The organism is Lichenicoccus sp., from assembly GCF_965277665.1.
Classification (GTDB): domain Bacteria; phylum Pseudomonadota; class Alphaproteobacteria; order Acetobacterales; family Acetobacteraceae; genus Lichenicoccus.
The window spans coordinates 340,685-366,852 of record NZ_OZ255835.1; the positions used below are offsets into that span (position 1 = coordinate 340,685).

Annotated in this window: 21 protein-coding genes and 1 pseudogene; 9 read left to right on the plus strand and 13 right to left on the minus strand. The window is 69.2% G+C overall.

All coding sequences use genetic code 11. From position 1 onward, the window contains the following. Positions 1–13: 13 nt before the first annotated feature. The 6 genes from ACQY4O_RS01560 to ACQY4O_RS01585 all read right to left on the minus strand — a co-directional run bounded on the left by ACQY4O_RS01560 (position 14) and on the right by ACQY4O_RS01585 (position 6,136). Positions 14–529 carry an OmpA family protein gene (locus ACQY4O_RS01560; RefSeq protein WP_428374493.1) on the minus strand — a complete coding sequence of 172 codons (516 nt, stop codon included), beginning with the start codon at positions 527–529 and terminating at the stop codon, positions 14–16. Positions 530–688: 159 nt separating this feature from the next. After that, entirely contained in the window at positions 689–2,035 is a 1,347-nt protein-coding gene (locus tag ACQY4O_RS01565) for a hypothetical protein (RefSeq protein ID WP_428374494.1), read from the minus strand. 198 nt (positions 2,036–2,233) lie between these two features. Further along, positions 2,234–3,247, minus strand: coding sequence for an L-arabinose ABC transporter permease AraH (gene araH / locus ACQY4O_RS01570; RefSeq protein ID WP_428374495.1), 1,014 nt, complete (start codon positions 3,245–3,247; stop codon positions 2,234–2,236). A 58-nt stretch (positions 3,248–3,305) separates the two neighbouring features. Then, entirely contained in the window at positions 3,306–4,877 is a 1,572-nt protein-coding gene (gene araG / locus ACQY4O_RS01575) for an L-arabinose ABC transporter ATP-binding protein AraG (RefSeq protein ID WP_428374496.1), read from the minus strand. Then, positions 4,874–5,887 carry a substrate-binding domain-containing protein gene (locus ACQY4O_RS01580; protein WP_428374497.1) on the minus strand — a complete coding sequence of 338 codons (1,014 nt, stop codon included), beginning with the start codon at positions 5,885–5,887 and terminating at the stop codon, positions 4,874–4,876. The genes araG and ACQY4O_RS01580 overlap by 4 nt, the downstream gene beginning before the upstream one ends. A 126-nt stretch (positions 5,888–6,013) precedes the next feature. Beyond that, positions 6,014–6,136, minus strand: a complete 123-nt coding sequence (locus tag ACQY4O_RS01585) for a hypothetical protein (RefSeq protein WP_428374498.1) — start codon at positions 6,134–6,136, stop codon at positions 6,014–6,016. Between ACQY4O_RS01585 and ACQY4O_RS01590 the strand changes: the two genes are divergently transcribed. The 3 genes from ACQY4O_RS01590 to ACQY4O_RS01600 all read left to right on the plus strand — a co-directional run bounded on the left by ACQY4O_RS01590 (position 6,135) and on the right by ACQY4O_RS01600 (position 10,141). Next, positions 6,135–8,201 (plus strand): M3 family metallopeptidase, encoded by a 2,067-nt coding sequence (locus tag ACQY4O_RS01590; RefSeq protein WP_428374499.1) that lies wholly within the window; start codon positions 6,135–6,137, stop codon positions 8,199–8,201. The genes ACQY4O_RS01585 and ACQY4O_RS01590 overlap by 2 nt on opposite strands. Positions 8,202–8,388: 187 nt before the next feature. Further along, positions 8,389–9,816 (plus strand): carbohydrate porin, encoded by a 1,428-nt coding sequence (locus ACQY4O_RS01595; protein WP_428374500.1) that lies wholly within the window; start codon positions 8,389–8,391, stop codon positions 9,814–9,816. Between the two features lie 13 nt (positions 9,817–9,829). After that, positions 9,830–10,141 (plus strand): hypothetical protein, encoded by a 312-nt coding sequence (locus ACQY4O_RS01600; RefSeq protein WP_428374501.1) that lies wholly within the window; start codon positions 9,830–9,832, stop codon positions 10,139–10,141. A 4-nt stretch (positions 10,142–10,145) separates the two neighbouring features. On the opposite strand, the gene ACQY4O_RS01605 is transcribed toward ACQY4O_RS01600, so the two are convergent. The 5 genes from ACQY4O_RS01605 to ACQY4O_RS01625 form a co-directional block, all read right to left on the minus strand. Further along, complete coding sequence (locus tag ACQY4O_RS01605) at positions 10,146–10,973, minus strand: hypothetical protein (protein ID WP_428374502.1); 828 nt, start codon at positions 10,971–10,973, stop codon at positions 10,146–10,148. Between the two features lie 245 nt (positions 10,974–11,218). After that, entirely contained in the window at positions 11,219–12,181 is a 963-nt protein-coding gene (locus ACQY4O_RS01610) for an MlaD family protein (RefSeq protein WP_428374503.1), read from the minus strand. A gap of 48 nt (positions 12,182–12,229) precedes the next feature. Continuing rightward, complete coding sequence (locus tag ACQY4O_RS01615) at positions 12,230–12,925, minus strand: ABC transporter ATP-binding protein (RefSeq protein WP_428374504.1); 696 nt, start codon at positions 12,923–12,925, stop codon at positions 12,230–12,232. A gap of 8 nt (positions 12,926–12,933) precedes the next feature. After that, a complete protein-coding gene (locus ACQY4O_RS01620) occupies positions 12,934–13,815 on the minus strand; it encodes an MlaE family ABC transporter permease (RefSeq protein WP_428374505.1) in 882 nt (293 codons plus the stop codon). Between the two features lie 66 nt (positions 13,816–13,881). Next, positions 13,882–16,266: a cache domain-containing protein gene (locus ACQY4O_RS01625; RefSeq protein ID WP_428374506.1), complete on the minus strand. Its 2,385-nt coding sequence runs from the start codon at positions 16,264–16,266 to the stop codon at positions 13,882–13,884. Between the two features lie 159 nt (positions 16,267–16,425). On the opposite strand from ACQY4O_RS01625, the gene ACQY4O_RS01630 reads away from it, so the two are divergent. After that, positions 16,426–16,587 carry a hypothetical protein gene (locus ACQY4O_RS01630; RefSeq protein ID WP_428374507.1) on the plus strand — a complete coding sequence of 54 codons (162 nt, stop codon included), beginning with the start codon at positions 16,426–16,428 and terminating at the stop codon, positions 16,585–16,587. Here ACQY4O_RS01630 and ACQY4O_RS01635 read toward each other — a convergent pair. Beyond that, positions 16,584–17,003: pseudogene (locus ACQY4O_RS01635) on the minus strand (transposase); the annotation flags it as partial. The gene ACQY4O_RS01630 and the pseudogene ACQY4O_RS01635 sit on opposite strands and share 4 nt — an antisense overlap. Beyond that, positions 16,937–17,353, minus strand: coding sequence for a transposase (locus ACQY4O_RS01640; RefSeq protein ID WP_428374508.1), 417 nt, complete (start codon positions 17,351–17,353; stop codon positions 16,937–16,939). The gene ACQY4O_RS01640 and the pseudogene ACQY4O_RS01635, both read right to left, overlap by 67 nt. A 184-nt stretch (positions 17,354–17,537) precedes the next feature. Between ACQY4O_RS01640 and ACQY4O_RS01645 the strand changes: the two genes are divergently transcribed. From ACQY4O_RS01645 to ACQY4O_RS01665, 5 genes are all read left to right on the plus strand, one after another. Further along, entirely contained in the window at positions 17,538–18,263 is a 726-nt protein-coding gene (locus ACQY4O_RS01645; protein ID WP_428374509.1) for a response regulator transcription factor, read from the plus strand. A 7-nt stretch (positions 18,264–18,270) separates the two neighbouring features. Continuing rightward, positions 18,271–19,671, plus strand: coding sequence for a sensor histidine kinase (locus tag ACQY4O_RS01650; protein ID WP_428374510.1), 1,401 nt, complete (start codon positions 18,271–18,273; stop codon positions 19,669–19,671). 343 nt (positions 19,672–20,014) lie between these two features. Then, positions 20,015–23,209 (plus strand): efflux RND transporter permease subunit, encoded by a 3,195-nt coding sequence (locus ACQY4O_RS01655; protein WP_428374511.1) that lies wholly within the window; start codon positions 20,015–20,017, stop codon positions 23,207–23,209. Further along, on the plus strand, positions 23,206–24,528 hold the full coding sequence (locus tag ACQY4O_RS01660) for an efflux RND transporter periplasmic adaptor subunit (RefSeq protein WP_428374512.1): 1,323 nt from the start codon (positions 23,206–23,208) through the stop codon (positions 24,526–24,528). The genes ACQY4O_RS01655 and ACQY4O_RS01660 overlap by 4 nt, the downstream gene beginning before the upstream one ends. A 5-nt stretch (positions 24,529–24,533) precedes the next feature. Continuing rightward, positions 24,534–26,042, plus strand: coding sequence for an efflux transporter outer membrane subunit (locus ACQY4O_RS01665; RefSeq protein ID WP_428374513.1), 1,509 nt, complete (start codon positions 24,534–24,536; stop codon positions 26,040–26,042). Positions 26,043–26,168 lie beyond the last annotated feature (126 nt).

The following is a 26,168-nucleotide window of genomic DNA, read 5'->3' on the forward strand; positions in this document are numbered from 1 at the left end:
CAAGGCCGGGCGGTCAGCGCCAGGTGAGATCGACGCGCCGGTTGTCGGGATTGGCGACGCCGCTGTCGGTCTGCACCGGGAGGTCGGAGACGCCCTTGGCCAGCACCTGGAACCGCTCCGGCGGGATGCCGCGTGCGACCAGTCCCTGCAGCACGCTGTTCGCGCGCGCCTGCGACAGCTTCAGGTTGCTATCGGGCGAGCCGACCGTATCGCTGGAACCGGCCACGATCATGACGATCGGCTTGCCGTCACGATAGAGCCGGGACGCCTTGTCGAGCAGGGCGACATCCTCGCCGCGTATCGTGCTGCTGCCGGGCGCGAAATAGAAGTCGAGCGAGTCGGGCGCCTTCGGCTTGGCGGGCTCGGAGGCCTGCGCCACCACCGGGGCCGGGGGCGCGCTGGTCGCCACCGGCGTGGCCGGCGCCTGGCTCTGGGCGCAGGCGGCCAGCGCCGAGAGCATCATGAAGGCGGGCATTGTTCGCAGCAGCGCGGGTCGCAGCAGTGCGGGTCGGGGCATCCGTCGGCTCATCGAGGTTCTCCTGGTGGTCGTGCTAGAGCCTGATCCGATCGATCAGGCTCAGCTTGTCGTTTGAGAGAGAGCAGCTTTATCCGACACTTGGCATCGCGAAGCGATTCCAATTGATCGGATGCTGCTCTAGTCCCCGACGCCGGATCGTCCGGACGACGGTTAGTGGGCGGCGGCACTGTCCGACCCGATCGTCACGATCAGCTCGCCCGGCCGCATCATCGGACCCGCTTCAGCGCCGAATGGCGAGCGGATATGCACGAAATGCGCCGGAAGTCGGTGTGCCAGCCGGTCGGCGGCGCCGCGATCGGCATTGAAGAAGTAGCCGATGTTCGATGGCCCGCTGGCATCGGCGGCAGCCGCCGGGCCATCGACGGTCGCTCCTGCGGCTCGCAGCATCACCGCCACCCGCTGCGCATGGGCCTGCGCCGCATCGCTGCCCTGGCTGTAGCGCAGGATGATGTGCAGCATGCCGGCTTCCGGCAGGACGAAAGCCGCCTCGGGGGCGCCTGGTGCCGGAGCCGGGAGCGCCGTCACCGGTGGCGGCACGCTCACGGCGGCCGGCACGCTCGTGGCGGGCGGCGTCAGGGCGGGGGCCGGCGGCGCCAGGGCGGGGGCCGGCGGCACCAGGGCGGGCGGCTCCGGTGCCGGTTGCGGCAGGTCCGGCAGCGGGAGCGGCATGGGCGCCACCGCGACCGGGGGCGGCGGGGTGGCGGCGGACAGATCCGGCAGCGGCCGCAAGGGTGCGGCGGGGGCTGCCGGCAGCGACGGGATCGGGGCGGCGACCGGCGGGGTGAGGCGCGCGGACATCGGCACGGCGGGAGGCGCCCGGTGGGTGGCGAAGAGCGCGGCCAGCACCGCCGCGCCGCCGATGGCGATCCCCGCAGGGATGACCACCCGTGCCCGGCGCGGCCGGCGCGGCCGCACCGCGGGGGCCGTCGGCTGGGAAGCGGGCGCGTGAGGGAAGGCCGCCCGCGGAGCGGGTGCTTCGGGCGAGGGCGCCTGGGGCGAGGGTGCCTGGGGAAATGGCCTGCGCGGCGGCGGCGGCTCGGGGTGCAGCACGTCCGGCTGGAACATCGCGGACGGCGCCAGCCGGATATGCGCCGCGTCGTCCTGCTCCAGCGCGCCGAGGCCGATCGTGGCGAGGCCTGACCACAGCGCCGGCTTGCCGAGCAACAGGAAGCACAGCACCGGCCGGCCGCCGCGCTGCAGCCCGGCCAGGGCCGGCAGGCGCAGCATCGCGTCCGGCTTGAGAGCGTCCGCCTGCCGGACGATCACCACCAGCGGGCGCTCGGTATCGACCACCACCGACAGCGCTGTGCTGATCGCGCGGGTCAGGGCCGCCAGGCTGGGGAGCGGCGCCTCAATGGTGGTGGTCTCGATCTGCGCCGCATGCAGGCGATCCACGGTCGCCATCACCAGGTCGCCGGCGATGCCCTGCGCCCCGGTGACGACCGTGAAGGCGTGGCCGGCCTGGATCGACCCGAGCGCGCGTCCGGGGACGTCCACGCGGGTTCCGGTACCGGCCAGCCAACCGTCGCGGGCGGCCCCGGAGGGCCCTCCGCGCTCTTGCACGTCGCTTGTCATTGAGTGTTACTACTGACCAGCGGCAGGAGTGGTTGCAAGCAAGCCCCTGTGAAATCAACGTCAAAAGTTCGACTAGAGTAACGAATCGGTCACAGTCCTGACCGTGCGAGCCGCCGGAGTTTAGTGTTTGACGCCCGGACGGCGGCCATTCTTCCAGCGGTCGAACAGCACCGCCAGCAGCAGGATGCCGCCGCGGACCAGATACTGGTAGAAGGTCGGCACGTTGAGCAGGCCCATGGCATCCTGCACGCAACCCAGGATCAGCACGCCGACGATCACCCCGGAGATGCTGGCGATGCCGCCGGTGAGCGACACGCCGCCCAACACGCAGGCCGAGATCACCGCAAGCTCCAGCCCGATCGACGTCTTCGGATCGCCCAGCCCCATGCGTGACGACAGCAGCACGCCGCAGAAGCCGGCAACCAGCCCCTGCAGGGTAAACACGGTGATCTTGATGCGGTCCACGTTCAGGCCGGCAAGACGGGCCGCCTCGGTGTTGCCGCCGGTGGCGAGCACGTCGCGTCCGAACACGGTGCGGTTGAGGATCACCCCGAAGACCACGAACATCGCCGCCATGATCCAGATCGGCGCGGTCAGGCCGAACAAGGCGGCGCTGGCCAGCCGGAAGAAGCCGGGCGAGGAGATCATCACCGCATCGCCATGTGCCGTGATGTAGGCGAGGCCGCGCACGATCTCCATCGCGGCCAGCGTCGCGATCAGTGAATTGACGCCGGCCTTGGCGACCACGATGCCGTTGCAGACGCCCACCGCGCCACCAGCCAGCACGCCCGCCAGGATGCCGAGCGGCAGTCCCAGCGCGTCGGTCGCGACCGACGCGACCACGCCGGCGAAGGCGACGATGGAGGCGATCGACAGATCCACCTCGCCGAGTGCCAGCACCATCATCATAGTGGAAGCCAGCGTGCCGGTCAGCGTCACCGACAGCAGCAGGCCGGTGATGTTGCCAGGGGTCAGGAAGTCCGGCACCGAGGCCGCCAGCGCCGCGAACAGGATCAGGAACACCAGCACGATGCCCGACTGGCTCATCGCGCGGCGGATCATCGTGACCCCCCGGTTCGGCTGTGCCGTGGTGCCCGCCGGGGGCGGGTTGGCGTTCAAGGTCGCCTGCGACATGGAAGTCTTCTCTCGTAAGGGGCGTCTGGTGCAGAAGCGGCCACGCGCGCGGCCAGGATCATTGCGGGAGCGCCATCTGCAGCAGCAGCTCGGCGGTGATGTCGCGTCGCGCCACCGAGCCCACCATTCGACCCTCGCGCATGACGATGACCCGGTCGCAGACCGACATCACCTCGGCGAGATCGGACGACACCACGATCACGCCCTTGCCGGCATCGGCGAGGTCGTAGAGTATCCCGTAGATCTGCGCGCGCGCTCCCACATCGATGCCGCGTGTCGGCTCGTCCAGCACCAGCAGCTCGATATTCTCCGACAGCCAGCGGCCCAGGATCACCTTCTGCTGGTTGCCGCCCGACAAGGTCGCGATCGGCGTGTTGCCGTCGCGCGTGCGCACGCGCAGACGCTTGATGATGTCGGCGGTGTTCGAGGCCTCGATGGCGCGGTTCACGAACACGCCGCCGCGCGCGATCCGGCGGCGCAGGCTGACATTGATGTTCTCGCCGACACCCGCGATCGGGAAGATGCCCTCCGCCTTGCGGTCCTCCGGGCAGAGGGCCACGCCCTGGCGTATCGCCTCGCGGGTCGAGCCCGGCCGCAGCCGCTTGCCTTCCAGCATCACCTCGCCCGCGGTCGGCATCACGCTGCCGCAGACCAGGCGCATCAGCTCGGTGCGCCCGGCGCCGACCAGGCCGAAGAAGCCCAGGATCTCGCCGCGACGCACTTCGAAGCTGACCGGCTCCACCACGCCGGGCCCGACCAGCGCCTGCGCCTGCATCAGCACCGCGCCGGGCTCGCGCGTCCGGTAGCCGTAGATATCCTCGATCGAGCGCCCGACCATCTCGGAGACGATGCGGTCGTTGGTGACGCCGGCCATGTCGGCGTGCTGCGCAATGCAGGCGCCGTCGCGAAACACCGTGACCGCGTCGCACAGCTCGAACACCTCGGCCATGCGGTGGGTCACGTAGATGATGGCGCGGCCGTCGTCGCGCAGCCGGTGCACGATGCGCTTGAGGTTGGCAGTCTCGCGCACCGACAGGCTGCTGGTCGGCTCGTCGAAGGCGATCACCCGGGCGTCGCGCAGCAGCGCCTTGCCGATCTCGACCATCTGCCGCTGGCCGATCGACAGCCGCGCGACCAGCGTGTCGGGCCGGATGTCCTCGCCAAGGTCGCGCAGCACGCCCCACGCGCGCTCAAGCAGCCGGGCGCGGTCGACGAAGCCGGCGCGGCGCGGCAGCTGCCCCAGCATCAGGTTCTCGGCGACCGACAACTCCGGCACCAGGTTGAGTTCCTGGTAGATCACCGCGATCCCGGCATCGAGTGCCGCGGCGGCGTTGCGGAACTGCAGCTGCTCGCCGCCGACCGCGATGCTGCCGGACGACGGCGTGTTCACCCCGCTCAGCACCTTGAGCAGGGTGGACTTGCCGGCACCGTTCTCGCCCATCAGCGCATGCACGGAGCCGCGATGCACCGACAGGTCGACCCCCTTGAGCGCCTTGACGCCCGGGAACTCGACCGTGATGCCGCGCAACCGCAGGAAGGCCTCACCCTCCTGCGGCAGTCCCTCCTGGGGCCGCGCCGCGTGCTCGCCTTGATGCGCGGCGCCCGAACTCGTCGCCAGCGCGGCGCTCATGCCTCCAGCTTGGCCTTCACCGCCTGCCAGTTGTCGTGCGTCATCAGAACGCCGGTGGTCTCGGTGTTGGCCGGCGGCCTGGTGCCGGTGCGGATCCAGTTCACCAGGTTGATGGTGCTCTGCCGTCCATGGAGGAAGCTCGACACGCCAACCGTGCCGAAGAAGCCGGTCTGCTGCGGCTTGGAGAACTCCGCGAAGGCGGCGCCGGTGCCGTTGATGCCGATGCCGATGACGCTCTCGGCCGGCAGGTGGAACGCCTCGCTGGCGCGCACGCCGCCGAGCACGGTCTCCTCGTTCAGAGCGTAGATCAGCCACTTCTTGAAGTTGCCGTGCCGCGCGAACACCGGCGAGGCAGCGTTCGAGCCGCCCTCGGTGTCGGTGGTGCGCTGCGGCGCGTCGAAGATGTTGGCGGCGAGGAAGCCATGCTTGAGCAGCGCGTCGGTGGCGCCCTGCACGCGCTCGCGCGCGGTCGGCAGCTCGGCGTCGGTGATCCGGCAGGCGGCGACATCGGCCGGGCTCCAGCCGCGATGCTGCATCTCGGCGGCAAGCGCCTCGCCGACCTGCTGGCCGATCTTGTAGCCCGACATGCCCAGATGCGGCACCTCGGCCATCGGCTGGCCGTCCGGGCCGAGGAAGCGGTCATCGACGCTGACCACCTTCATGTTCTGCGCGGTGGCGCGGGCCAGGATCGCCGGACCGAGCTTGACGTCGGGCGGGCAGATCACGAAGCCCTTGGCGCCCTGCGCCGAGAGGTTGTCGATGGCGGTCATCACCATCTCGCCGTCCGAGCCGGCCAGCTTGACCACGGTCACGCCATGCGCGGCACCCCAGGCGGCCGACGCGGTCTGCTCGTTGATGAACCAGGCCTGCTCCGGCATCTTGACGATGAAGCCGATCTTGAGCGGTGCATCGGCGGCAAAGGCGCGGCCGAAAGCCCCCGGCGCGCCGACGAGCGACGCCGCGGCGCCGGCAATGCCCAGCTTGGCGAGCTGGCGCTTGGTGATCTGCATGAGGTTTCCTCCTGTGCCCGCTTTGGGCCTGGGCTCTAGTCTGGTGCCAGAATGAACGCGACAAACACTAGTCGTGGCGCCGATATACGTCCAATCGGATTTGTGCGACAAATCAAATTCGCAGGGCTATGCCAAAATCCCGGGATCGGTGGCCTGCCTCCGGAACTGGCCTGCCTCGGGGCATACGTACGCGTCGTCCGGGCGCACGGTCTTGACCGGCAGCACCCGTTCTGCGCCGATTTCCGTCATGACCGACAGCAATCCGCTCCTCGCCGCCGCTCTCCTCGAAGCTGGGACCACGCCGTTCGGCGCCCCTCCGTTCGACCGCATCCGCCCGGAGCATTTCGAGCCGGCCTTCGCGCAGGCCATGCGGACGCATCTGGCCGAGATCGCCGCCATCGGCGCCGATCCCCGTCCGCCCAGCTTCGCCAACACCATCGAGGCGATGCAGCGCAGCGGCCGCGACCTCGAGCGCATCGGCATGGTGTTCTCCAACCTGGTCGCGAGCCTGGGCGGCGCGGCGCTGGAGGCGGTGGAGGTGACGATGTCGCCCCGGCTCGCCCAGCATGGCATGCGGGTCTCGCTCGACCCGGCGCTGTTCGCGCGTGTCGCGGCCCTGCATGCGGCGCGCGACGCGCTGGCGCTCGCCACCGACCAGAGGCGGCTGCTCGATCGCGTGCATCTGGGGTTCGTGCGCAGCGGCGCGGCGCTGGACGCCGCGGGGCGCGCCCGCATGACCGCGATCTCCGAGCGTCTTGCCGTGCTGCATACGCAGTTCGGCCAGAACGTGCTGCATGACGAGAAGGCCTGGCAACTCGAACTCGGACCCGACGACCTCGACGGCCTGCCCGATTTCCTGGTGCAGAGTGCCGCACAGACCGCAGCCGAGCGCGGCGCCCGTGGCCATGTGGTCACCCTGTCGCGCTCGCTGATCGAGCCGTTCCTCAGCTTCTCCGCCCGGCGCGACCTGCGCCAGGTGGCCCACCAGGCCTGGATCGCGCGCGGCATGCATGCCGGGCCGCACGACAACCGGCCCTTGATCCCGGAGATCCTGGGCCTGCGGGCCGAGCGCGCCCGGCTGCTCGGCTACGCGACCTACGCGGATTATGGCCTCGCCGACACCATGGCCGGCACGCCGGATGCGGTGGCCGGGCTGCTGGGGAAGGTTTGGGAGCCGGCGCGGGCAAAGGCCGCGGCCGAACGCGACCGGTTGCTGACGGCGGCGCGCGCGGAAGGCTTCAACGACGCGCTCGCCGCGTGGGACTGGCGCTACTATGCCGAGCGCGTGCGCCGCGCCGACTATGCGCTCGACGAGACCGAGATGAAGCCATACTTCCTGCTGGAAAACATGCAGCGGGCGGCCTTCGATACCGCGACGAAGCTGTTCGGGATCGCCTTCACGCCGCGTCCCGAGGTGCCGGTCTATCATCCGGACGTGCGTGCCTACGAGGTGACCCGGAGCACGGAGCATGGCGGCGGCGAGCATGTCGGCCTGTTCCTGGTCGACCATTTCGCGCGTCCGGACAAGCGCTCCGGCGCCTGGATGAGCAGCTACCGTGACCAGGAACGCCTCGATGCACCGGTATCGCCGATCATCGTCAACAACAACAACTTTGCCAAATCCGATCCGACCCTGCTCAGCTTCGACGATGCGCGCACGTTGTTCCACGAGTTCGGCCATGCGCTGCACGGGCTGTTGAGCCAGGTGCGCTATCCCGGCCAGTCCGGCACCTCGGTCCGGCGCGACTTCGTGGAGTTCCCCTCGCAGGTCTATGAGCACTGGTTCTCGCTGCCCGAGACGCTGCAGACCTATGCGCGCCACCATGCCACCGGCGAGCCGATCTCCGAGGCGCTGGTGGCCCGGCTACTGGCGGCGCGCGGCTTCAACCAGGGCTTCGGCACCATCGAGTACACCGCAGCGGCCCTGATCGACATGGAGCTGCACAGCCACCCGGCGCCGGAGACGATCGACATCGAGGCGTTCGAGCGCCAGTTCTGCGCCCGGATCGGCATGCCGGAGGAGATCGGCATCCGGCACCGGCCGGCGCATTTCCAGCATCTGTTCGCGGGCGGCGGCTATGCCGCGGGCTACTACTCCTACATGTGGTCGGAGGTGCTCGATGCGGACGGGTTCGAGGCCTTCACGGAAGCGGGCGATCCGTTCGATCCGGCGATTGCCGCCCGGCTGCACGCCGTGCTGAGTGCCGGCGACACCGAGGATCCGATGGCGCTGTATGTCGGCTTCCGTGGCCGCGCGCCCAGCACCGCGGCGCTGCTGCGCGCGCGTGATCTGGTGGAGGACAATGTCGCTTAGGGTGCGATGCAATTTAAGCCCGTCTTTCCCTTGCGGCATTCCGGCAACAGGTCAGGACTGTAACCGGCTGGCGGAACCGCGCGGTGCTGACGCCTGTGTTCCGACCTGCCACACTTGTCTGGTTGGCTGTGCGCCGCTCTTCCGACAAAAGAGTTCCGGCGGCCGCAGGAAGCTGGAAGACCGGACCATGATTACTCGCATCCGATCGCTTCGCCTCGCGGCAGCCACGCTGTCGCTGGGTTGTCTTGCTGTGCCCGCTCTGGCGCAGACCTCGCTCAACCCGAGCACGCGTGTTGCCACGCCGCTGGGTCAATTGAACGGCGCCAGCTCGGTGCCGGCGCTGCCGCAGCCGGAGGCGTTGTTTCCCGACCTGTTCGGCCTGGGGCCGACGCTGCGCGACAATGGCATCGCGATCCTGCTCGACAACACCAATGAGTTCGACGGCATCATCTCGGGGCCGCAGAAGGGCACCACCAATTCCGGCCAGTATGCCCTCGAGACCGACATCGACTGGGAGCGCCTGGCCGGCCTGCGCGGCTTCTCGACGCACAGCGTCGTCGTCGGCCGCTACGGCATTCCGGCCAGCCGCATCTTCGGCGACAACATCGATCCCAGCCAGGAGATCTACGGCGCCGGCGGCAACGTGGTGGTGCATCTGGTGTATGCCTACGCCGAGGAGACGGTGGCGCACGGACGCTTCGACGTGGCCGCCGGTCGCATCCCGTTCCTCAACGACTTCTCGTCCTCGCCGCTCTATTGCAACTTCCAGAACAACGCCTTCTGCGGAAACCCGAAATCCTCGTCGGACAACATCGCGCATTCGTCCTATCCGGATGCCGGCTGGGCGATCCGCGTGCGTGGTCGCCCGACGGCTGCGACCTATATCGAGAGCGGCATCTATTTCGACGAGAGCGGGATCTACACCAACACCTTCCAGCGCACAGGCTTGCGCTTCGACGGCGCGCAGATCGAGGGCGAGACCTTCCCGGTCGAGCTGGGCTGGGAGCCGAGCTTCGGGGCTCGCAAGCTGCCGGGGCACTACAAGCTCGGCTTCGCCTACGACAACATCAACCACGCCGACAACTATGTGGCGGTCGATGGCAGCGCGATTGCGCAGTCGGGGCTGGCGGCGCGACAGCTGCACGGAACCACCGCCGAGTGGGCCGAGTTCGACCAGATGCTGGTCCGCAACGGCGCCGGCGCCACCGATGGCATCATCGCGTTCGGCGGCTACTACCATAACGACCCGGCATCCGCGACGCGCGCCGACCAGTACGAGATCGCGGCGCTGGACCGCGATTTCTGGCATGCGCGGCCGTTCGACACCATCGGCGTCGCCTTCAGCTATATCCAGGTGGCCGGCTCGCTGACCCGTGCCGAGGAATTGCAGCAGGAGCTCGGGCTGCCGATCACCGGCACCGGGACGACATTCTATGATTCCAGCACACCGGGCATCCAGAGCCACACGATGAACATCGAGGCCAACTACCAGATCCACGTGTTCCGCGGCGTCACCTTCGCGCCGGATTTTCAGTACTTCATCCGCCCGAACGCGCAGACCAACCTGCACGACGCGGCATTGCTAGGCTTCAAGAGCCACATCGAACTCTTCTGACGGGAGCGCCGGCATGGGCCGCGAGGAACTGACTGCCTGGGCGTTGTCGAATGGCTGGCAGATCCTCGGCGGATGCCCGAGCCTGACCAAGCCGTCATCGCCAAAGGAGGCGATCGTGCGTATGGTGTTCAAGGCGACGGTGGTCAATCTCGAGGTCAAGAAGCCGGCCGGCAAGTGGGAGAAGATCGCGGGCGAGGCCTATGCGAAGGTGCTGCCCGACGAGGACGGACAACCGCAGGGGCTCGGCTTCGACCGCATCCCGAGCTTCTCGATGCTGATGCGCGACAACCGCGACCGACAGGTGTTCAAGGGCTTCGGCAGCTGAGAAATCACCGTCTGCGGTGCACGTTGTTGGCCGGCCGCAGCCGATCCAGCGCCTGCCGGGCCGCCTGCACGGTGGACATGTCGGCACCCGGCATCATCGCCTGCGCCAGCCACGCGCGCGCATCGGCCGTGTCGGCGCGGGCGGCCGCACTCTCGCCCGCCTGCAGGGAAAGGTCGGCCGCTTGCCGCGCGTCGCCCTGCTGCAGACGAGCGCGGGCGGTAAGCTCTAGGGCCTGTTCCATATCGGCATAGTCCAGCGTCTGGCGCCGCAGGGCGGCGGCGGCGAGCGCGCTCGACCCGGCATCGGCGGCCCTGTCCTGGCGAAGCGCGAGCCGCGCCGCGAGTTCGTCGCGATCCGCCCGCCAGTCCGCCGATGGCAGGGCCTTGCCTGCCGCGGGTTGCCGGAACATGGAGAGGGCGGCCGCGAGGGCCGCCGTGTCGCCACGGGCATCCGCGATCACGCCGCGTACGTAGCTGGCGCGTGCAATCGTCGCCTGATCCGGCGCGGTGGCCTGCGCGCGCGCGGCCCAGCCGTCCGCCAGCACCTCGTCGCCCAGCCGGTGCAGCGACGCCGCCTGCGCCAGGTCGAGCTCGGCGAAGTCGGGCGCGCTGCGGGCTGCAAGCTCGACCCGGGTGCGCTGGATGGTCGCGAGCGCTGCCGCCGGATCGCCGGCCGCCAGTTGCGCGGTCGCGAGATCATAGCCGATGTCGCCGACCGCGTCGGCATCACTGCGCGCCAAGGCGAGGTCGAAGGCGCGCCGATACTGCTGCACTGCCTGCTGCGGCCTGCCGAACGCGAGTGACTGCTGACCCGAGTGTGCGGCCTGCTGCAAAGCGGTATCCTCAGGCGGCAAGGCTGGCGGATGGCCACCGCAACTCGTCAAACAGAACGTCATCAGGACGATCCCCAGTCCAAGAGACTGTGTGAAAACGCCTGATGCTGGATGAGAGCGACCCGAAGGGTCGCGCCCGGCGTGAATTTTCGAGCACCGGAGCGGAGCAGCCTCCTTGGCTGTGAGCACCGGAGCGGAGAAAAGGCGCGTCGGATCGCCAGCAGCAGGCGTTTGCACACAGTCTCTCACGGGTGCACCTCGCGCGGCGGCAGCCGCAAGGGATCGGGGGGTGGGGTGCCGCTGCCGCCGAGCAGCCAGTTGCCGCGCAACTGCACCAGCAGCTTCTCAAGCTGTTCGGTCGAGGCCTGTGCCTGGGTCAGCAGCGCCGGCAGGTTGGCGGTGGTGTCGGCCAGGTTGTGCGTGATCGCCGGCAGTTGCGGCGTCGCCTGCTTCAGGTCGCCGGTCGCCGACTGCACGTTGGCGAGGATCTGTCCGGTGCGCTGCTCCAGCCCCGGCACCCGGCCGACGATCGGATCGAGCTGCGCCACGACACCCTTCAGCGTGGTGACCGTCGCCTCGGCCTGCCGGATCAGCGTGTCGTCGCTGAGCAGGCGCCCGGCGCTGCCCTTGCCCTGGTGGATGCCGGCGACGATCGCATTCATGGTCGCCATGGCGGCATTGGCGTTCGCCAGCGTCGGCAGCAGCAGGGCGCGCACCTGGGCAAGGGTGGCGATCAGCGTGTCGACCGGGTTCGGCTCCGCGGTGGCGTCGATCACCGCGAAATCCCAGTCCATCTTGGTTCCGGTGCCGCGCGAGATGTCCACGAACGAGGCGCCGGCGACGCCGTACTGGCGCTTGATCACCGCCTTGCTGTCGCGCCGGATGTATGGGTCGGCATCGTGCTCGATGCTGGCCACCGCATACATCTCGCCCTGGCCGCTCGGGTTCAGCACCAGCCGGCGGACGGTGCCGGCATGGGTGCCGAGCACGTCGACATCGTCGCCCACCACCAGCCCGGCGACGCCGCCCTGCGGCAGCACGATGCGCAGCGTGGAGTCCGGCCGCAGCCACTTCTTGAGAATGCCGGCCTCGAAGACCGCGCCGAAGAACAAGGCGGCGGCCAGCAGCACCAGCGCGCCGACCCATTCGTCGGTGTGGCGCAGGTCGAGCAGGCGGCTGCGATTGTCCGGGCGGCGTGTCTGCAACATCTAGAGGCTCCGCATGGTTTGCACGTTGCTGCTCCGCATCGGGGGCATTCAGGGGCTCCGCACGGACCTGAGGCCGTCCTCGAGCAGGTGCAGGCGGTGCGCGACCGGAAACGCCTGTGTCCGCCACAGCCTGCTGTCGCGGGTGAAGCAGATCGCCGCCGCGCCGCGATCGAGCGCTCGGGCCAGCAGGTTGAGCAGCGGCGTGATGAGCTCGTCGCTGTCGCTGCTGATGCTGTGCTCGAGCAGCAGCAGGCGCGGCTCGCCCATGAAGGCGCGCACGCAGGCCGCCCGCATCAGGTCGGCGTCCGGCATCGTCTCAGGCCGGCTGACCGGCAGCCCCGGCAGCCCGACCTGGCGCGCCAGCTCGACCGCCTGGCCGACGAGAGCACCCAGCGGCTCGCGCGTGTGGTGCAGTTGCGGCAGCATGATGTTGACGTGCGTGCGCAGCATGCCGATCCAGGCGCCGCGCTGCGGCAGGCGGCCGATCCGGCCGCGCAGGGCGAACACGCGCTCATGGCCGAGCGTGCTCCAGTCGAAGCCCATGAAGCGCGCGCTGCCGCGGCGGAGGTCGAGCATGCCGCTGCACAGGTCCGAAAGCGCCGTGGCGCGGTCGGCATCGTGCGTTACCACCAGCGCGCATTCGCCCGCCATCAGCCGCAGGTCGAAGCTGGTGTTCGGCAGCGCGCTCTGGTCGAAATACGGCCGCGCCGCGTCGAGCTCCAGGACCGGGTCGGTTGCCTTCATCGTTGCGCTCACACGGCCAGGGTCAGCAGGATGCTGGTGACCATGATGACGAGGATGCCGCGCACGAAGCCGCGTGGCATCAGGCTCGCGAGGTCGTCCTCCGGCTTTGCGGTGAGGCCGGTCAGGCAGGAGCTGAGCCCGACCAGGTAGCCGATGGCGAACAGCTTGGCCGGGATCACCATGTAGTCCTGCACCGTCATCGCCGAGACCACCTTGTCGAGGAAGGTCCACAGGCTGTCCTGGGTGGTGCCGAGGGCGGCGCTGACGATGAAGCCCATCACCAGCGCCACGGTCGCGAACAGGATGCCGAGCGTGAAGCCGCTGAGCGACATCGCCAGCGTGCGCGGCAGCACCAGCAGCAGGAACGGGTCGATGCCCTGCGAGATCATGGTGCGCACCTGGCCGCCGACCTTCAGCATGCCGAACTCGGTCAATGTCAGCATGCCGCTGCGCCCGAGCAGGATGAGCCCGACCAGCAGCGGGGTCAGTTCGCGCACCAGCACGGTGACCAGCAGCGAGCCCGCCAGCCCCGCCTGGCCGGCGACGCCGAGCCAGTACAGCGCCTGGCTCACCATCGCGAAGCCGGTCAGCGAGGCGGTGACGAAGGTGGTGGCGAGGCCGCCGATGGTGGCCTGCCGCATCGTGATGCGGAACTCGTGGCGCACCGTGCGGCGCCATGAGAGCGGCCGCACCGCCTCGCGCAGCACCCCCCAGGATGCCGCCGCGAGCACGCACAGGAAGCTGATCCGGCGCTTGGCGAAGCGGCCGGTGGCGGCCAGCCCCCGCCGCCACGGGGGTGGTGCGTCGTCGCGGCGTCCGGGGGCCGCCGGCGGCGGTGCGACCGCAGGCGCCTCGCGCGGCTGGGCGCCCTGGGCCAGGCCGCCGCTCATCGGCGGCCCGCTACCGGGAAGAGGCCGCCGCTCATCGGCGGCCCGCTACCGGGAAGAGGCCGCCGCTCACCGTCGGCCGGCCAGGATGAAGGTCCGCGCGGTGCCGATGCGCGGCACGTAGAACATGCCGCGCGGCCGGAACAGGAACTGCCGGTTCAACGCCTCGTAGGCGCCTTCGCTGACCTGGATGCTGCCGGGTTCGGTGGCACTCTGCGCCATGAGCTCGGCGGTATGGATCACGTCGCCCCACAGGTTGAACAGGCGCGGCTGCTGGCCGAGCGCGCTGCCGAGGGCCGCACCGAAATCCATGCCGATCCTGAAGACCGGGTCGAGGTCGCTGCGCGACAGCAGCGCCAGGCACGCCTCGCGCGCCGCCAGCGCCGCATCGGCGAGACGCAGTGCTGCGGTCGGGTCCGGGCTCTCGGTGCAGCCGGCGGCAGCGACCAGGTGGTGGCCGGTCAGCTTCATGTAGGGCAGCTCGAACCGCGTCGCGAGCTCCTGCATGGCGCGCGCGATCTCGTCGGCGACGCCGCCCATGGCATCGGCATCGCGGGTGTTGAGCACGACCGCATCGTCGAAGCGGAGCACCATCGCGGCCACGCGCGGATAGACGCTGGCGGCAAGGTCGCGGCGCTCGCCGTCGCCGTGCGCCAGCACCGGACTGAACCGGCCCGGCGCATCCTCGGGCGCGTGCCTCGCCCCGGCGGCGGGGCCCGGTGCCTCCGGGTCCTCGGCATCCGGATCCCCGGCCTGCGTCCGGGCCCGGCGACCGACATGCCGCTCCTCGACCTCCTCCGGGTCGCGCATCCGGATCGCCGCGATCCCGGTCACCGCGGCGTTGAAGTTGCGCGCCGGCTCGCCGACATCCGCGTCCTCCAGCAGCAAGGCTCCGTTGACGCCCTCCTGTCCGCGCACAGGCAACACCGACAGCGAGCGGCTGCCGAAGCTGCGCATCAGCAGCCGGTGCACGTCGGCGGTGCGCGCGTCGCGGCCGGCATCCGCGACCGTGATCGGCTTGCCCGCGCCGAGGCTGTCGAAGAAGCCCGGCGCTTCCGACCGCGCCAGCTCGAGGCCGCCGGTATGCGACCCCTGCCGGCGGTCGAACAGGTCCTCGCAATGCAGGATCAGCCCGTCGCCGGCCAGCCGCCAGACGCTGACCCGCTGCGCGCCGTTCATTTCGGCGAGCGTCTCGCTCAGGGCCGGCAGCGGCCGTCCCGGGTCGAACAGGCCCGGCTGCACCGCCAGCGCCGACAGCGCGCGGCCTTCGTTGACGCCGATCTCCTGCTGGCGCCGGAGGCGTCGCGCCATCCGGTCGGCGCGGCGGTTCTGCCGGATCAGCATGACGCCGAGCAGGCTGGCGAGCGCGATCGTGATCAGCGACAGCAGCAGGTGGCGGCGCCCGTTGGTCCCGGCGAAGCGGGTGAAGTCACGCTCGGGGGCTGCGATCAGCAGCACCCAGTCCTCGCCCGCCGCGGGCAGGCGGGAGGCGATGGTGACGTAGCGCTTGCCGTGGATGGTGAGCGTGCGGTTGCCGTAGCCCTGGACGCGGAACCGGTCGTAGGCAGCCTGCAGGGCCGGATCCGCGAGCGCGCCCTGGGTGGCCTTGTTCGCGCTCCTTGCCTTGGCGCGCGCCGGCCTTGCCATCTCCGGCGCCGCGATCACCTGCCCGTCGCGCCCGACGATCGCCGCCCGGCCGGTCTGGCCGATATGCAGCGACGTCAGGAACTTCGACAGCTCCTCGAGGGTGATGTCGACCCCGAACACGCGCTGCTCCGGCCCGGATCCGGGGGCGGCGGCGCCGGGTTCGCCATAATGGATGGACGCGGTGATGCCCGGCGTCTGCGTCGTGAAGAAGACGTAAGGCTGCGACCAGTACACGCCGCGGGTGCGCAGCGCGCCCGTGTACCAGTCGCGCGTGCGCGGGTCGAAATCGTCGCCGGGCACCAGGGTGTGGTCGATCGGGTTGCCGGCCTCGTCGAGATGCACCGAGGCCACGTGCCGGCCGCCAGTATCGTGCCAGATCAGCTTGGTGTCGGTGCCGCGCTGCGGATCGCGGCGCACCATCATGAAGTCGCCGTCCGAAGTGCCGATGAAGAAGCCGGCGAGGTTGGGCACCTGCCGCAGCATGCTCGACGCGTACGCCTCCATCGCGGCGCGCCCGTCCGGAATCGCGTTGCGGGCGACCATGTCGCGGGCGATCAGCGCCGCCCGGGTGGCGGGCGCGAGATAGTTGTCGACCTCGTGCGCGATGCGCGCCTGCAACGTGTTCAGCACATCGTGGGTCAGGTCGAGCGCCGACTGCCGGCTGGCCTCGTAGGTGTAGAGCGTCACGCCGAGGATGGAGAGGATGACCAGCACCACGCCAAGCAGAGGCACGCCGACGGACGCCCGCAACTGGCGACGGCGCTTCAGCCGGGTCTGGCTGATGTCGACGATTTCGTCGATCGGCACCCCGCACTCTCCCCGGTCACGGCCGTCTCGGATTTAAGACGCCACGAGCAGGCTGCCACACGCCGCCGGTTTTACCAATGTGACCGGCTGTTACCGAACCGGCGCCGGCAGCGGGCCTTGTAATGCGGGTCCGCCGCGCCCCTCTCTATGAAGCAAGAGGTGTCACGCGCCATGATCGTCCCGCTGATAGAGATGTCCCTGCTGCCGCTCCTGGTGCTCTCGTACTGGGTCATGCTGCGGCGCAACCTTGACATGCGTCCTGTCCTGGCTCCGGTGCGGGCAACGCCAGCGCGGCGCGGCGCGGGCATGCGGCGCGACTAGGTCATGTGGACGGATTTGGACAAGATGAGGCCGCAGGCGAAGGCCACGATTGACTCGTAGTTCTGCCGGGTTTTCTCGCATCGCAATGTTACTCGCTTGAAGCGCTTGAGCTTGCCGACTGCCTGCTCGATACGGGCGCGAGTTTTGTAGAGCAGCCTCGGGAAGTGCCTGGGGCTGTGGACGGTGATCTTGCGGACCGGAATCAGTGGGACGATGCCAAGCTCTCGTGCTGCGCTTCGGTTGCTCTTGGCGTCGTAGCCTTTGTCAGTCAGCACGGCACGCGGCTTGATGTCGGGACCGATGCCGAGCAACAGGGGGAACTGCGGGCTGTCGTTGGCCTCGCCGCCGGTCAGATGGAAGGCGAGTGGCTGCCCATCGAAGTCGGTCTTGAGGTGGATTTTGGTCGAGAAGCCGCCGCGCGACCGGCCAAGCGCCTGATTTTGCTGCCCCCTTTTGCACCTGCGGCCGAGACATGAGCGCGAACCGTAGTGCTGTCGAACATCTGCACGAGGTGCGCTCTGGGGCTGAGTTCGGCCAGCGACTGAAAGAATGCCTCGAAGATACCGCTGTTGCTCAGCCGCGAGAACCGCTTCCAGACCGTGTTCCAGAGCCCGTATTCGGCTGGCAGCGCCCGCCACGAGACGTTCTGCAGCGTGAAGAAATGCAGCGCCTCGAGAAAGCGTCTGTCATCACGAGCCTTGTCGCCCCGCCTCGGAAGACAGCCCCGGAAGACCTCCAGAACGATCTCCCAATCCTCCTCGCTCATCCGCGTCAGCATCAAACAGGTCCACTTCTGCCGACCCGCTATGAATCACTGATCGACCGTCTTGTGAATCCCTGGCCGATTCCGTCCACATGACCTAGTGCAGCCCTGGATGCCGGACGCGGCGGCTTCCGCTTAAACCGCTTTTTACTGGCCGGCGGCGTGTCTGCACGGGCAATGCTTGAGCATGACAGCCGTGGCCATCGTGATCGTGCCCGACATGCTTCCGGCCTCGAGCCCGCGCCTCCTGCTGATCGAGGATGACGGCAAGCTGGCGCAGGATATCGCCGAGGAACTGGCGGCGCGCGGGTTCGCGGTCAGCATGGCCGAGACCGGCCCGGACGGCCTGGATCGCGCCGGCGGCGGCGGCTTCGACGTGCTGGTGGTGGATCGGCTGCTGCCCGGGCTCGACGGGCTGGCGCTGATCGAGCAGTTGCGGCGGCAGGGCAACCGCACGCCGGTCCTGGTGCTCAGTGCGCTCTCCGCGGTGGACGACCGGGTGAGCGGCCTGAAGGCCGGCGGCGACGACTACCTCACCAAGCCGTTCGCGATGGCGGAGCTGGCGGCCCGGCTGGAGGCCCTGCTGCGGCGGCCGATCGAGACGCGCGAGAGCGTGCTGCATGTCGGCCCCCTGGTGATGGATCTGATCGAGCGCACCGTGCTGCGCGACGGCCGGCCAGTCGAGCTGCTGCCGCGCGAGTTCCGGCTGCTGGAATACCTGCTGCGCCGTCCGGATCGTGTGCTGACCCGCGACATGCTGCTGGAGGATGTCTGGCGCTACCGCTTCATTCCGCAGACCAACCTGGTGGACGTCCATATCGGCAAGCTGCGCCGCAAGGTGGACGCACCGGGGGAGACGCCGCTGATCCACAGCATCCGGGGCGCCGGCTTCATGCTGCGCATCGGCGGCTGAAGTTCAGGTGCAGCGGCCTCGTGCAGCCGGCTCGATCTTCAGCACCGGCACGTTCCGGCTCTCGATCGGCGCGACGGCGTTCCTCGCGGCCGCGCTGCTGCTGCAGTCGGCGCTGATCTTCTGGCAGACGACCAGCTACCAGATCATGCGCACCGACCTGCTGCTGGCCCGCGAGGCGGCGCTGATCACCGCGCAGACCCGTCCGGTCCTCGACCAGCAGCTTCGCATGCGGGCCTCGGACGATCTGCACCTGCTGATCGCCGGCGCCGGCCTGTTCGACGCGCAGCACCGGGTGCTCAACGGCAACCTGCCGACATGGCCCGAGGGCCTGCAACCGGACGGCCCGGTTCGCCAGCTCGTCGTGCATCCGACCGGGCAGGGCCCGCGCGCCGTGCGGGCGCAGGCCTTGCGGCTGCGCAACGGCGATATCCTGGTCCTGGCGCGCGGCTTGCGCGACCTCGAGGAGGTCCGCCAGGTGGTGCTGCGGGCACTGCTGCTGTGCGCGGTGCCGTCCGTCGTGCTGGCCGTCGCCGGGGGCGCCTGGCTCAGCCACCGCGCTCTGCTGCGGGTGGGCATCATGCATCGTGCCATCGACCGGATCATGGCCGGCGACCTGCACGAGCGGCTGCCGGCCGGGCGCGAGCGCGACGATCTCGACCGCCTGGCCGGCAGCGTGAATCGCATGCTGGATCGGCTCGAGCACCTGCTCGACGAGATCAAGGGCGTCGGCGACGACATCGCGCACGACCTGCGCACCCCGCTGGCCCGGGTCCGCACCCGGCTGGAGCGGGCGCGCAACGCGTCACCCGGCGCCGAGCCGATGCCGGCCAGCGCCGAACTCCTAAACGAGGCGGTCGATCGCGCCATCGTCGATCTCGACCAGTGCTTCGCCGTGATCACCGCGCTGCTGCGCATCGGCGAGATCGAGAACGGACGCCGGCGCGCCGCCTTCACCAGCGTGGCGCTGGACGAACTCGTGGCCGACATAGTCGACCTCTACGAGCCGATCGCGGAAGCGCGGCAGATCGCCCTGGTGGTGGAAGGCTGCGAGCCGGTGCGCGTGCCCGGCGACCGCGACCTGCTGATCGAGCTGCTCGCCAACCTGATCGACAACGCCATCAAGTTCACGCCGGAAGGCGGCCGGGTGGCAATCGGCGCGTCGGCGCGCCCGGGCGAGGCGGTGCTGCGTGTCGGCGATACCGGGCCCGGCATCGCGCCCGCGGAGCGCGAGGCGGTGCTCGGGCGCTTCTACCGCTCCGACAAGAGCCGCCACATCGCCGGCAGCGGTCTCGGCCTCAGCCTGGTCGGAGCCATCGGCCACCTGCATGGCGCCCGCATCGCCATCTCCGACGCCGGGGCGTCACCGCGGCCGGGGTGCCTGATCGAGGTGACGCTGGCGGCACCCTGAGGCCCATCACCCTTGATGGTGGTGTGCCAGGTAAGCGTTCGGAAGTATCCACCGACAGCCGGAACTGTGGTTCATGCGGTGGCGTATCGATCAGTATTGGATCCGGGCACAGCCGGGAGTATTCGCCAGCGCCGTTTCATACAATCGGTTTTACCGGCCGCGCCTCGTGGCGGCCGGTGGCGTGACCGCCGGCGCCGCCGCCGCCTGCCGGGCATCGCCTAAAAGTTAATTTCATTGGCGGCCCGGGGGGCGTCGGCTATCTGGCGTCCGCGTCGGAAAAAGCCCATGCCTGCCACGATCCGCGTCCTGCCCGAGAGCGACATCACCGCATGAAATCAGCCCGATGAATGCCATTGTCGTGGTCGCCCTGCGGCGGCCGCTGACCTTCGTGGTGATGAGCATCCTGATCCTGCTGTTCGGGATCATCGCGGTGTTCAAGACCCCGACCGACATCTTCCCCAACATCAAGATCCCGGTGGTCGCCGTGGTCTGGACCTATACCGGCCTGCTGCCGCAGGACATGTCCGGACGGGTCATCTACTATTACGAGCGGTCGCTGACCGCGACCGTCGAAAACATCGAGCACATCGAAAGCCAGTCGCTGTACGGCCGCGGCATCGTCAAGATCTTCTTCCAGCCGGGCACCGACATCGCAGCCGCCCAGGCGCAGATCACCTCGATCTCGCAGACGGTGCTCAAGCAGATGCCGGCCGGCATCACCCCGCCGCAGGTGCTGTCGTACAACGCCTCCTCGGTGCCGGTGCTGGACCTGCAGGTCTCCGCACCCGGCCTGACCTCGTCGCAGGTCTACGACATGGCGTCGAACCTGATCCGGCCGCAGCTGATCTCGGTGCCGGGGGCGGCCATCCCCACCCCCTATGGTGGCGCCTCGCTGAATGTCGAGATCGACCTCGACCAGCGCAAGCTGCTGGCGCATGGCCTGACCGCGGTCGATGTGGGCCGCGCGCTCGCCACCCAGAATGTCGTGCTGCCGGCCGGCGACCAGAAGATCGGCGCCATCGACTACATGGTCGAGACCAACTCGACGCCGCTCAAGGTGGAGAGCTTCAACAACCTGCCGATCAAGCAGGTCGGCAATGCCGTCATCTATCTGCGCGACGTGGCGCACGTCTATCGCGGCTCGCCGCCGCAGCAGAACGCGGTTCTGGTGCACGGCAAGCAGGCGGTGCTGATCGAGGTGCTCAAGAGCGGCGACGCCTCCACGCTCGCTGTGGTCAGCGGCATCAAGGCGATGCTGCCCGGCATCCTCAAGACGCTGCCGCCGGGCACCACCATCACGCCGCTGAACGACGCCTCGGGCTTCGTGCGCGACAGCGTGCGCGAGGTGGTGCAGGAGATGGTCACCGCCGCCTTCCTGACCGGCATGACCGTGCTGCTGTTCCTCGGCAGCTGGCGCTCGACGCTGATCGTGGCGACCTCGATCCCGCTCTCCATCCTGTGCTCGGTGCTGGCGCTGTCGTGGCTCGGCCAGACCATCAACGTGATGACGCTGGGCGGCCTGGCACTCGCGGTCGGCATCCTGGTCGACGACGCCACCGTGATGATCGAGAACATCGACGCCCATCTCGAGCACGGCGCCGAGCTGGAGCCGGGCATCATCGAGGCGGCGAACCAGATCGTGGTGCCGACCTTCGTCGCCACCTTGTGCATCTGCATCGTCTGGCTGCCGCTGTTCCAGCTGTCTGGCATCGGCGGCTGGCTGTTCATGCCGCTGGCCGAGGCCATCATCTTCGCAATGATCGCCTCCTTCATCTTGTCGCGCACGCTGGTGCCGACGATGGCCGCCTGGCTGCTGCGCGCCCAGGTCGCCAATCACGCGAAGGGGCCGTCCGCCAACCCGGGTCCGTTCACCCGCTTCCACCGCGGCTTCGAGCGGCGCTTCACCAGTTTCCGCGAAGGCTACCAGCGCGTGCTCGCCGGCATCGTCGCCATACGCGGCCGTTTCATCCTGGGCTTCCTGGGGGCGGCGCTGGCCTCGCTGCTGCTGATCCCGTCGCTCGGCCGCGACTTCTTCCCGAGCATCCGGTCGGGCGAGATCGACATGCACATGCGCGCGCCGATCGGCACCCGCCTCGAGGACGCCTCGATGATCTCGGTGCTGGTGAACAAGTCGGTGCGCGAGTTGCTGCCCGGGAAGGTCAGCAACCTGGTCGATAATTGCGGCCTGCCGGCCAGCGGCATCAACGAGGCGTACAACTCGACCGGCACCATCGGGCCGCAGGATTGCGACATCACCATCAGCCTCAGGAACGACGCGGCGCCGGTGGACGCCTATCGCGCCGTGCTGCGCCGGCAGCTGCCGGCCCGCTTCCCGGGCACCGTGTTCACCTTCCTGCCCGGCGACATCACCGCCAAGATCCTGAATTTCGGCCTGCCGGCGCCGATCGACGTGCAGGTCTCCGGCCGCAATCTCGACGCCAACCTCGCCTACGCCAACCAGATGGTGGCACGCCTGCGCCGGATCCCGGGCATCGCCGACGTGCACATCCAGCAGGCCTTCAACGAGCCCACCGTGCGGGTCGCCTCCTCGCGCTCCTATGCGCTGGGCACCGGCCTCACCGAGGCGGATGTCGCCAACAATGCGCTGGCCACCCTGTCGGGCAGCGGCCAGACCGCGCCGACCTACTGGCTCGATCCGAGCAACGGCATCTCGCACCTGGTCAACACGCAGACGCCGCAGAACCAGCTCACCAGCATGAACGACCTGGAGACGATCCCGATCGACAAGGGCGACGGCGATCCGGGCGGCAACGGCACCCAGCTGCTGGGCGGCCTCAGCCACATCAGCCAGACCGGCAGCGCGCTGCTGAACTCGCACTACAGCATCCTGCCGGTGATCGACATCTTCGCCACCAACCAGGCGCGCGATCTCGGCGCGGTCAACGATGCGGTGGCCGTGGTGGTGAGCCAGATGAACGGCAGCGTCCCGCACGGCGCCAGCGTCAATCTGCGCGGCCAGGCGACCACGATGGGCACCGCCTACGTACAGCTGATCGAGGGCCTCGCGCTGTCGATCCTGCTGGTCTATCTGGTGATCGTGGTGAACTTCCAGTCCTGGCTGGACCCGTTCATCATCATCTCCGCCCTGCCGGCGGCGCTGGCCGGCATTGTCTGGAGCCTGTTCCTGACCCACACCACCCTGTCGGTGCCGGCGCTGACCGGCGCGATCATGTGCATGGGTACGGCCACCGCGAACTCGATCCTGGTGGTGGCGTTCGCCCGCGAGCGCCTCGCCGAGCACGGCGACGCGGTGCGCGCCGCGGTCGAGGCCGGCTACGGCCGCATCCGCCCGGTGCTGATGACGGCGCTGGCGATGATGATCGGCATGCTGCCGATGTCGTTCAGCAACACCCAGAACGCGCCGCTCGGCAAGGCGGTGATCGGCGGCCTGCTGGTGGCGACGTTCGCGACCCTGCTGTTCGTGCCCTGCGTGTTCGCGCTGCTGCACCGGGGTGAGGCAAAGGCTTCCGACCGCGAGAAGACAGAAGTACACCCGGAAGGGGCGCTGCACACATGACGATCCAGCAACAGGTTCGCCAGGGCCCATTTGAGGGCCGCTCCTCTCGCAAGCCGAAGAGCCGGATCGGCCTGATCGCCCTGGTCGCCATGTTCCTGGCGATCATCCTGGCGGCCTGGGGTCTGTGGGACCGGCACAGCCATCTCGCCGACCTGCGCAGCTCGGCCGACGAGAATGCCGTCGACGACGTGCAGCTCATCTCGGCCACCAGGGGCCCCGCCTCGCGCACGCTCGACCTGCCCGGCACGATCAACGCCTGGTATGCGGCGCCGATCTACGCCCAGGTCTCCGGCTACGTGCAGATGTGGTTCAAGGACTACGGCGCGAGTGTGCAGAAGAACGCGCTGCTGGCGACGATCGATGCGCCCAGCCTCGACGAGCAGTTCGAGACCGCGAAGGCGAACCTCGCGGTGGCGCAGGCGCGCTACAACCTCGCCCGCGTCACCGCGCATCGCTGGTCGGCCCTGGCCGGCACCCAGGCCGTCTCGCAGCAGGAAGTCGACGTGCAGGTCGCCAACGCCACGGCCCAGAAGGCCGAGGTGGATGCGGCGCAGCACGAGGTGGCGCGCTACCAGGCGATGGAAGCCTTCAAGAAGGTGGTGGCGCCGTTCGACGGCGTGGTCACCGCGCGCAACACCGATGTCGGCAGCTATGTCAGTGCGGCCGGCGGCGACCTGCATTCGACCGGCGGCTCGAGCGAGCTGTTCAGCGTGTCGGACATCCACAAGCTGCGCATCTATGTCTCGGTGCCGCAGGATTATTCGGCGGTGCTCAAGCCCGGACTCACCGCGAGCTTGTCGCTGTCGCAGTTTCCGGGCCGCAGCTTCCGCGCCGCGTTTCTGACCACCGCGAATGCCTTCAACCCGCAGACCCGCACCGTGGTCACCGAACTCACGGTGGACAATCCCGACCATCTGATCTGGCCGGGCACCTACACCGACGTCCGCTTCGTCATCCCGTCCGACCCCGACATCCTGATCGTGCCCGAGCAGGCGCTGCTGTTCCGTGACCAGGGCATGCAGGTGGCGCTGGTGCGGCCGGACGGCAGCGTGCATCTGCAGAACGTGACGCTCGGCCTCAATCTCGGCCAGACCGTGCAGGTGGTGGCCGGGCTGAAGCCGACCGACCGCTTCATCAACGATCCGTCCGCAGGCCTGCTCGAAGGCCAGCATGTGCATGTGGTGACCGGGGTGCCCGGGGTGGCGTCGCCGAAGGCTCCGCCGCCGACGCCCGATCCGGCGACGTCGCGCAGCGCGCGCATGAGTACGGCGCAGCGCGAGCGCATCGAGGCCGCACGCGGGGGCGCGCCCGATCAATGAGGCAGATGAAGGGAATGGCGCGGGTCGCCTGCCTCACCGGGCTGGCGGCGCTGACCTGCTGCGACCTCGCGGGCTGCGACCTGGCGCCGGCCTACCGGCCGCCGCATCCGATCCTGCCCGCGAGCTACCAGGGTTCCGGCCCGTTCACCGTGGCGCGGCCGCTCGACCAGCTGCCACGCGGGCCCTGGTGGCAGGCCTTCGGCGATCCGGTGCTCGACACCCTGGAAGCCCAGCTCGAACTCGACAACCCGAACCTCCAAGCCGCCTACGAGGCCTATACCCAGGCGCGCGACCTGGCCGGCGAGGCCCGCGCGGGGCTGTATCCGCAGCTGAACGCGCAGGCCGGGACCAGCGACAACAAGCAGTCCGAGCACCGGCTGTTCCGCAACAGCAGCGTCGGCGCGAACGAGCAGTCGTCCAACGCCATCGGCGCCACGGTGGCGTGGGATCCGGACTTCTGGAGCCGCATCCGCAACGAAACCAAGCTCTACAAGCAACAGGCGCAGGCAACGGCGGCGGATCTCGCCAACGCCCGGCTCAGCCTCGAGGTCGAGCTGGCGTCGGACTACATGGCGCTGCGCGGCCTGGATGCGCAGCATGGGGTCTATAGCCAGTCGATCGCACTGTATCGCCGCGCGGTCGGCATCACCGCGATGCGTCTGGCCGGCAAGATCTCCTCCGGCCTGGATGTGGCGCGTGCGCAGAACCAGCTGTCCGCCGCCGAGGCCGAGGACACCGCGACGCTGGCCAGCCGCGCCACCCTGCAGCATGCGATCGCCGTGCTGACCGGCACCAACCCGAGCAGCTTCGTCATCGGCCCGGTCGCGGAGCCGCGTCTCGCGGTGCCGGTGATCCCGGCGGGGGTGCCGTCGACGCTGCTGCAGCGCCGCCCCGATATCGCCCAGGCCGAGCGCAGCATGGCGTCGGCCAGCACCTCGATCGGGGTGGCGCGCGCGGCGTTCTATCCGGACGTCACCATCAGCCTGCAATCCGGCTTCGAGGATTATGGCTGGTCGCTGGCCAGCCTGCCGAACAGCCTGTGGGCGGTCGGCGCCTCCGCGGTGCTGCCCTTGTTCGAGGGCGGCCTGCGCCGCGCGGAGCTGCAGCGGAGCTGGTCGCAGTACGCGCAGACCGCGGACAACTACCGCGCCACCGTGCTGACCGCGTTCCAGCAGGTTGAGGACGGGTTGTCGCTGACTGATATCCTGGCGACGCAGTCCACGCAGCAGATCGCCGCCGTGCAGTCGGCGGTGAAGGCGCAGAACATGACGCTCGCACTCTATACCGGCGGCCTCGACAACTATCTCGACGTCACCGTGAGCCAGGTCTATGCGCTCACCGCGCAGATCGCCGCCGTGCAGGTCGAGACCGCGCGGCTGCAGGCGGCGGTGAACCTGATCGGCGCGCTGGGCGGCGGCTGGAGTACGAACGAGCTGCCGACGCCCGACCAGACCCTGCCGTTCAATCCGCTGACCCCGGGGCGCTCGCCGGGCGACGTGCATACGCCAGGCTGACATCGCCAGCTTTCCCATACCTGGAGCCTGCACCCGGCGAGCCCAGAGCTCCGTCTGACCGGGCTCCTTATTTGGTTGCGGAGTCGGCCATGACACCGTTCGGAAGAACGCCTGTAAGAGGTGGCA

Bases quoted from the DNA above. Each gene is read 5' to 3' on its own strand.
- ACQY4O_RS01560 (WP_428374493.1), bottom strand. From the start codon at position 529: ATGAGCCGACGGATGCCCCGACCCGCACTGCTGCGACCCGCGCTGCTG.
- araH (WP_428374495.1), bottom strand. From the start codon at position 3,247: ATGTCGCAGGCGACCTTGAACGCCAACCCGCCCCCGGCGGGCACCACG.
- araG (WP_428374496.1), bottom strand. From the start codon at position 4,877: ATGAGCGCCGCGCTGGCGACGAGTTCGGGCGCCGCGCATCAAGGCGAG.
- ACQY4O_RS01580 (WP_428374497.1), bottom strand. From the start codon at position 5,887: ATGCAGATCACCAAGCGCCAGCTCGCCAAGCTGGGCATTGCCGGCGCC.
- ACQY4O_RS01590 (WP_428374499.1), top strand. From the start codon at position 6,135: ATGACCGACAGCAATCCGCTCCTCGCCGCCGCTCTCCTCGAAGCTGGG.
- ACQY4O_RS01585 (WP_428374498.1), bottom strand. From the start codon at position 6,136: ATGACGGAAATCGGCGCAGAACGGGTGCTGCCGGTCAAGACCGTGCGC.
- ACQY4O_RS01595 (WP_428374500.1), top strand. From the start codon at position 8,389: ATGATTACTCGCATCCGATCGCTTCGCCTCGCGGCAGCCACGCTGTCG.
- ACQY4O_RS01600 (WP_428374501.1), top strand. From the start codon at position 9,830: ATGGGCCGCGAGGAACTGACTGCCTGGGCGTTGTCGAATGGCTGGCAG.
- ACQY4O_RS01610 (WP_428374503.1), bottom strand. From the start codon at position 12,181: ATGTTGCAGACACGCCGCCCGGACAATCGCAGCCGCCTGCTCGACCTG.
- ACQY4O_RS01615 (WP_428374504.1), bottom strand. From the start codon at position 12,925: ATGAAGGCAACCGACCCGGTCCTGGAGCTCGACGCGGCGCGGCCGTAT.
- ACQY4O_RS01620 (WP_428374505.1), bottom strand. From the start codon at position 13,815: ATGAGCGGCGGCCTGGCCCAGGGCGCCCAGCCGCGCGAGGCGCCTGCG.
- ACQY4O_RS01640 (WP_428374508.1), bottom strand. From the start codon at position 17,353: ATGAGCGAGGAGGATTGGGAGATCGTTCTGGAGGTCTTCCGGGGCTGT.
- ACQY4O_RS01645 (WP_428374509.1), top strand. From the start codon at position 17,538: ATGACAGCCGTGGCCATCGTGATCGTGCCCGACATGCTTCCGGCCTCG.
- ACQY4O_RS01655 (WP_428374511.1), top strand. From the start codon at position 20,015: ATGAATGCCATTGTCGTGGTCGCCCTGCGGCGGCCGCTGACCTTCGTG.
- ACQY4O_RS01660 (WP_428374512.1), top strand. From the start codon at position 23,206: ATGACGATCCAGCAACAGGTTCGCCAGGGCCCATTTGAGGGCCGCTCC.
- ACQY4O_RS01665 (WP_428374513.1), top strand. From the start codon at position 24,534: ATGAAGGGAATGGCGCGGGTCGCCTGCCTCACCGGGCTGGCGGCGCTG.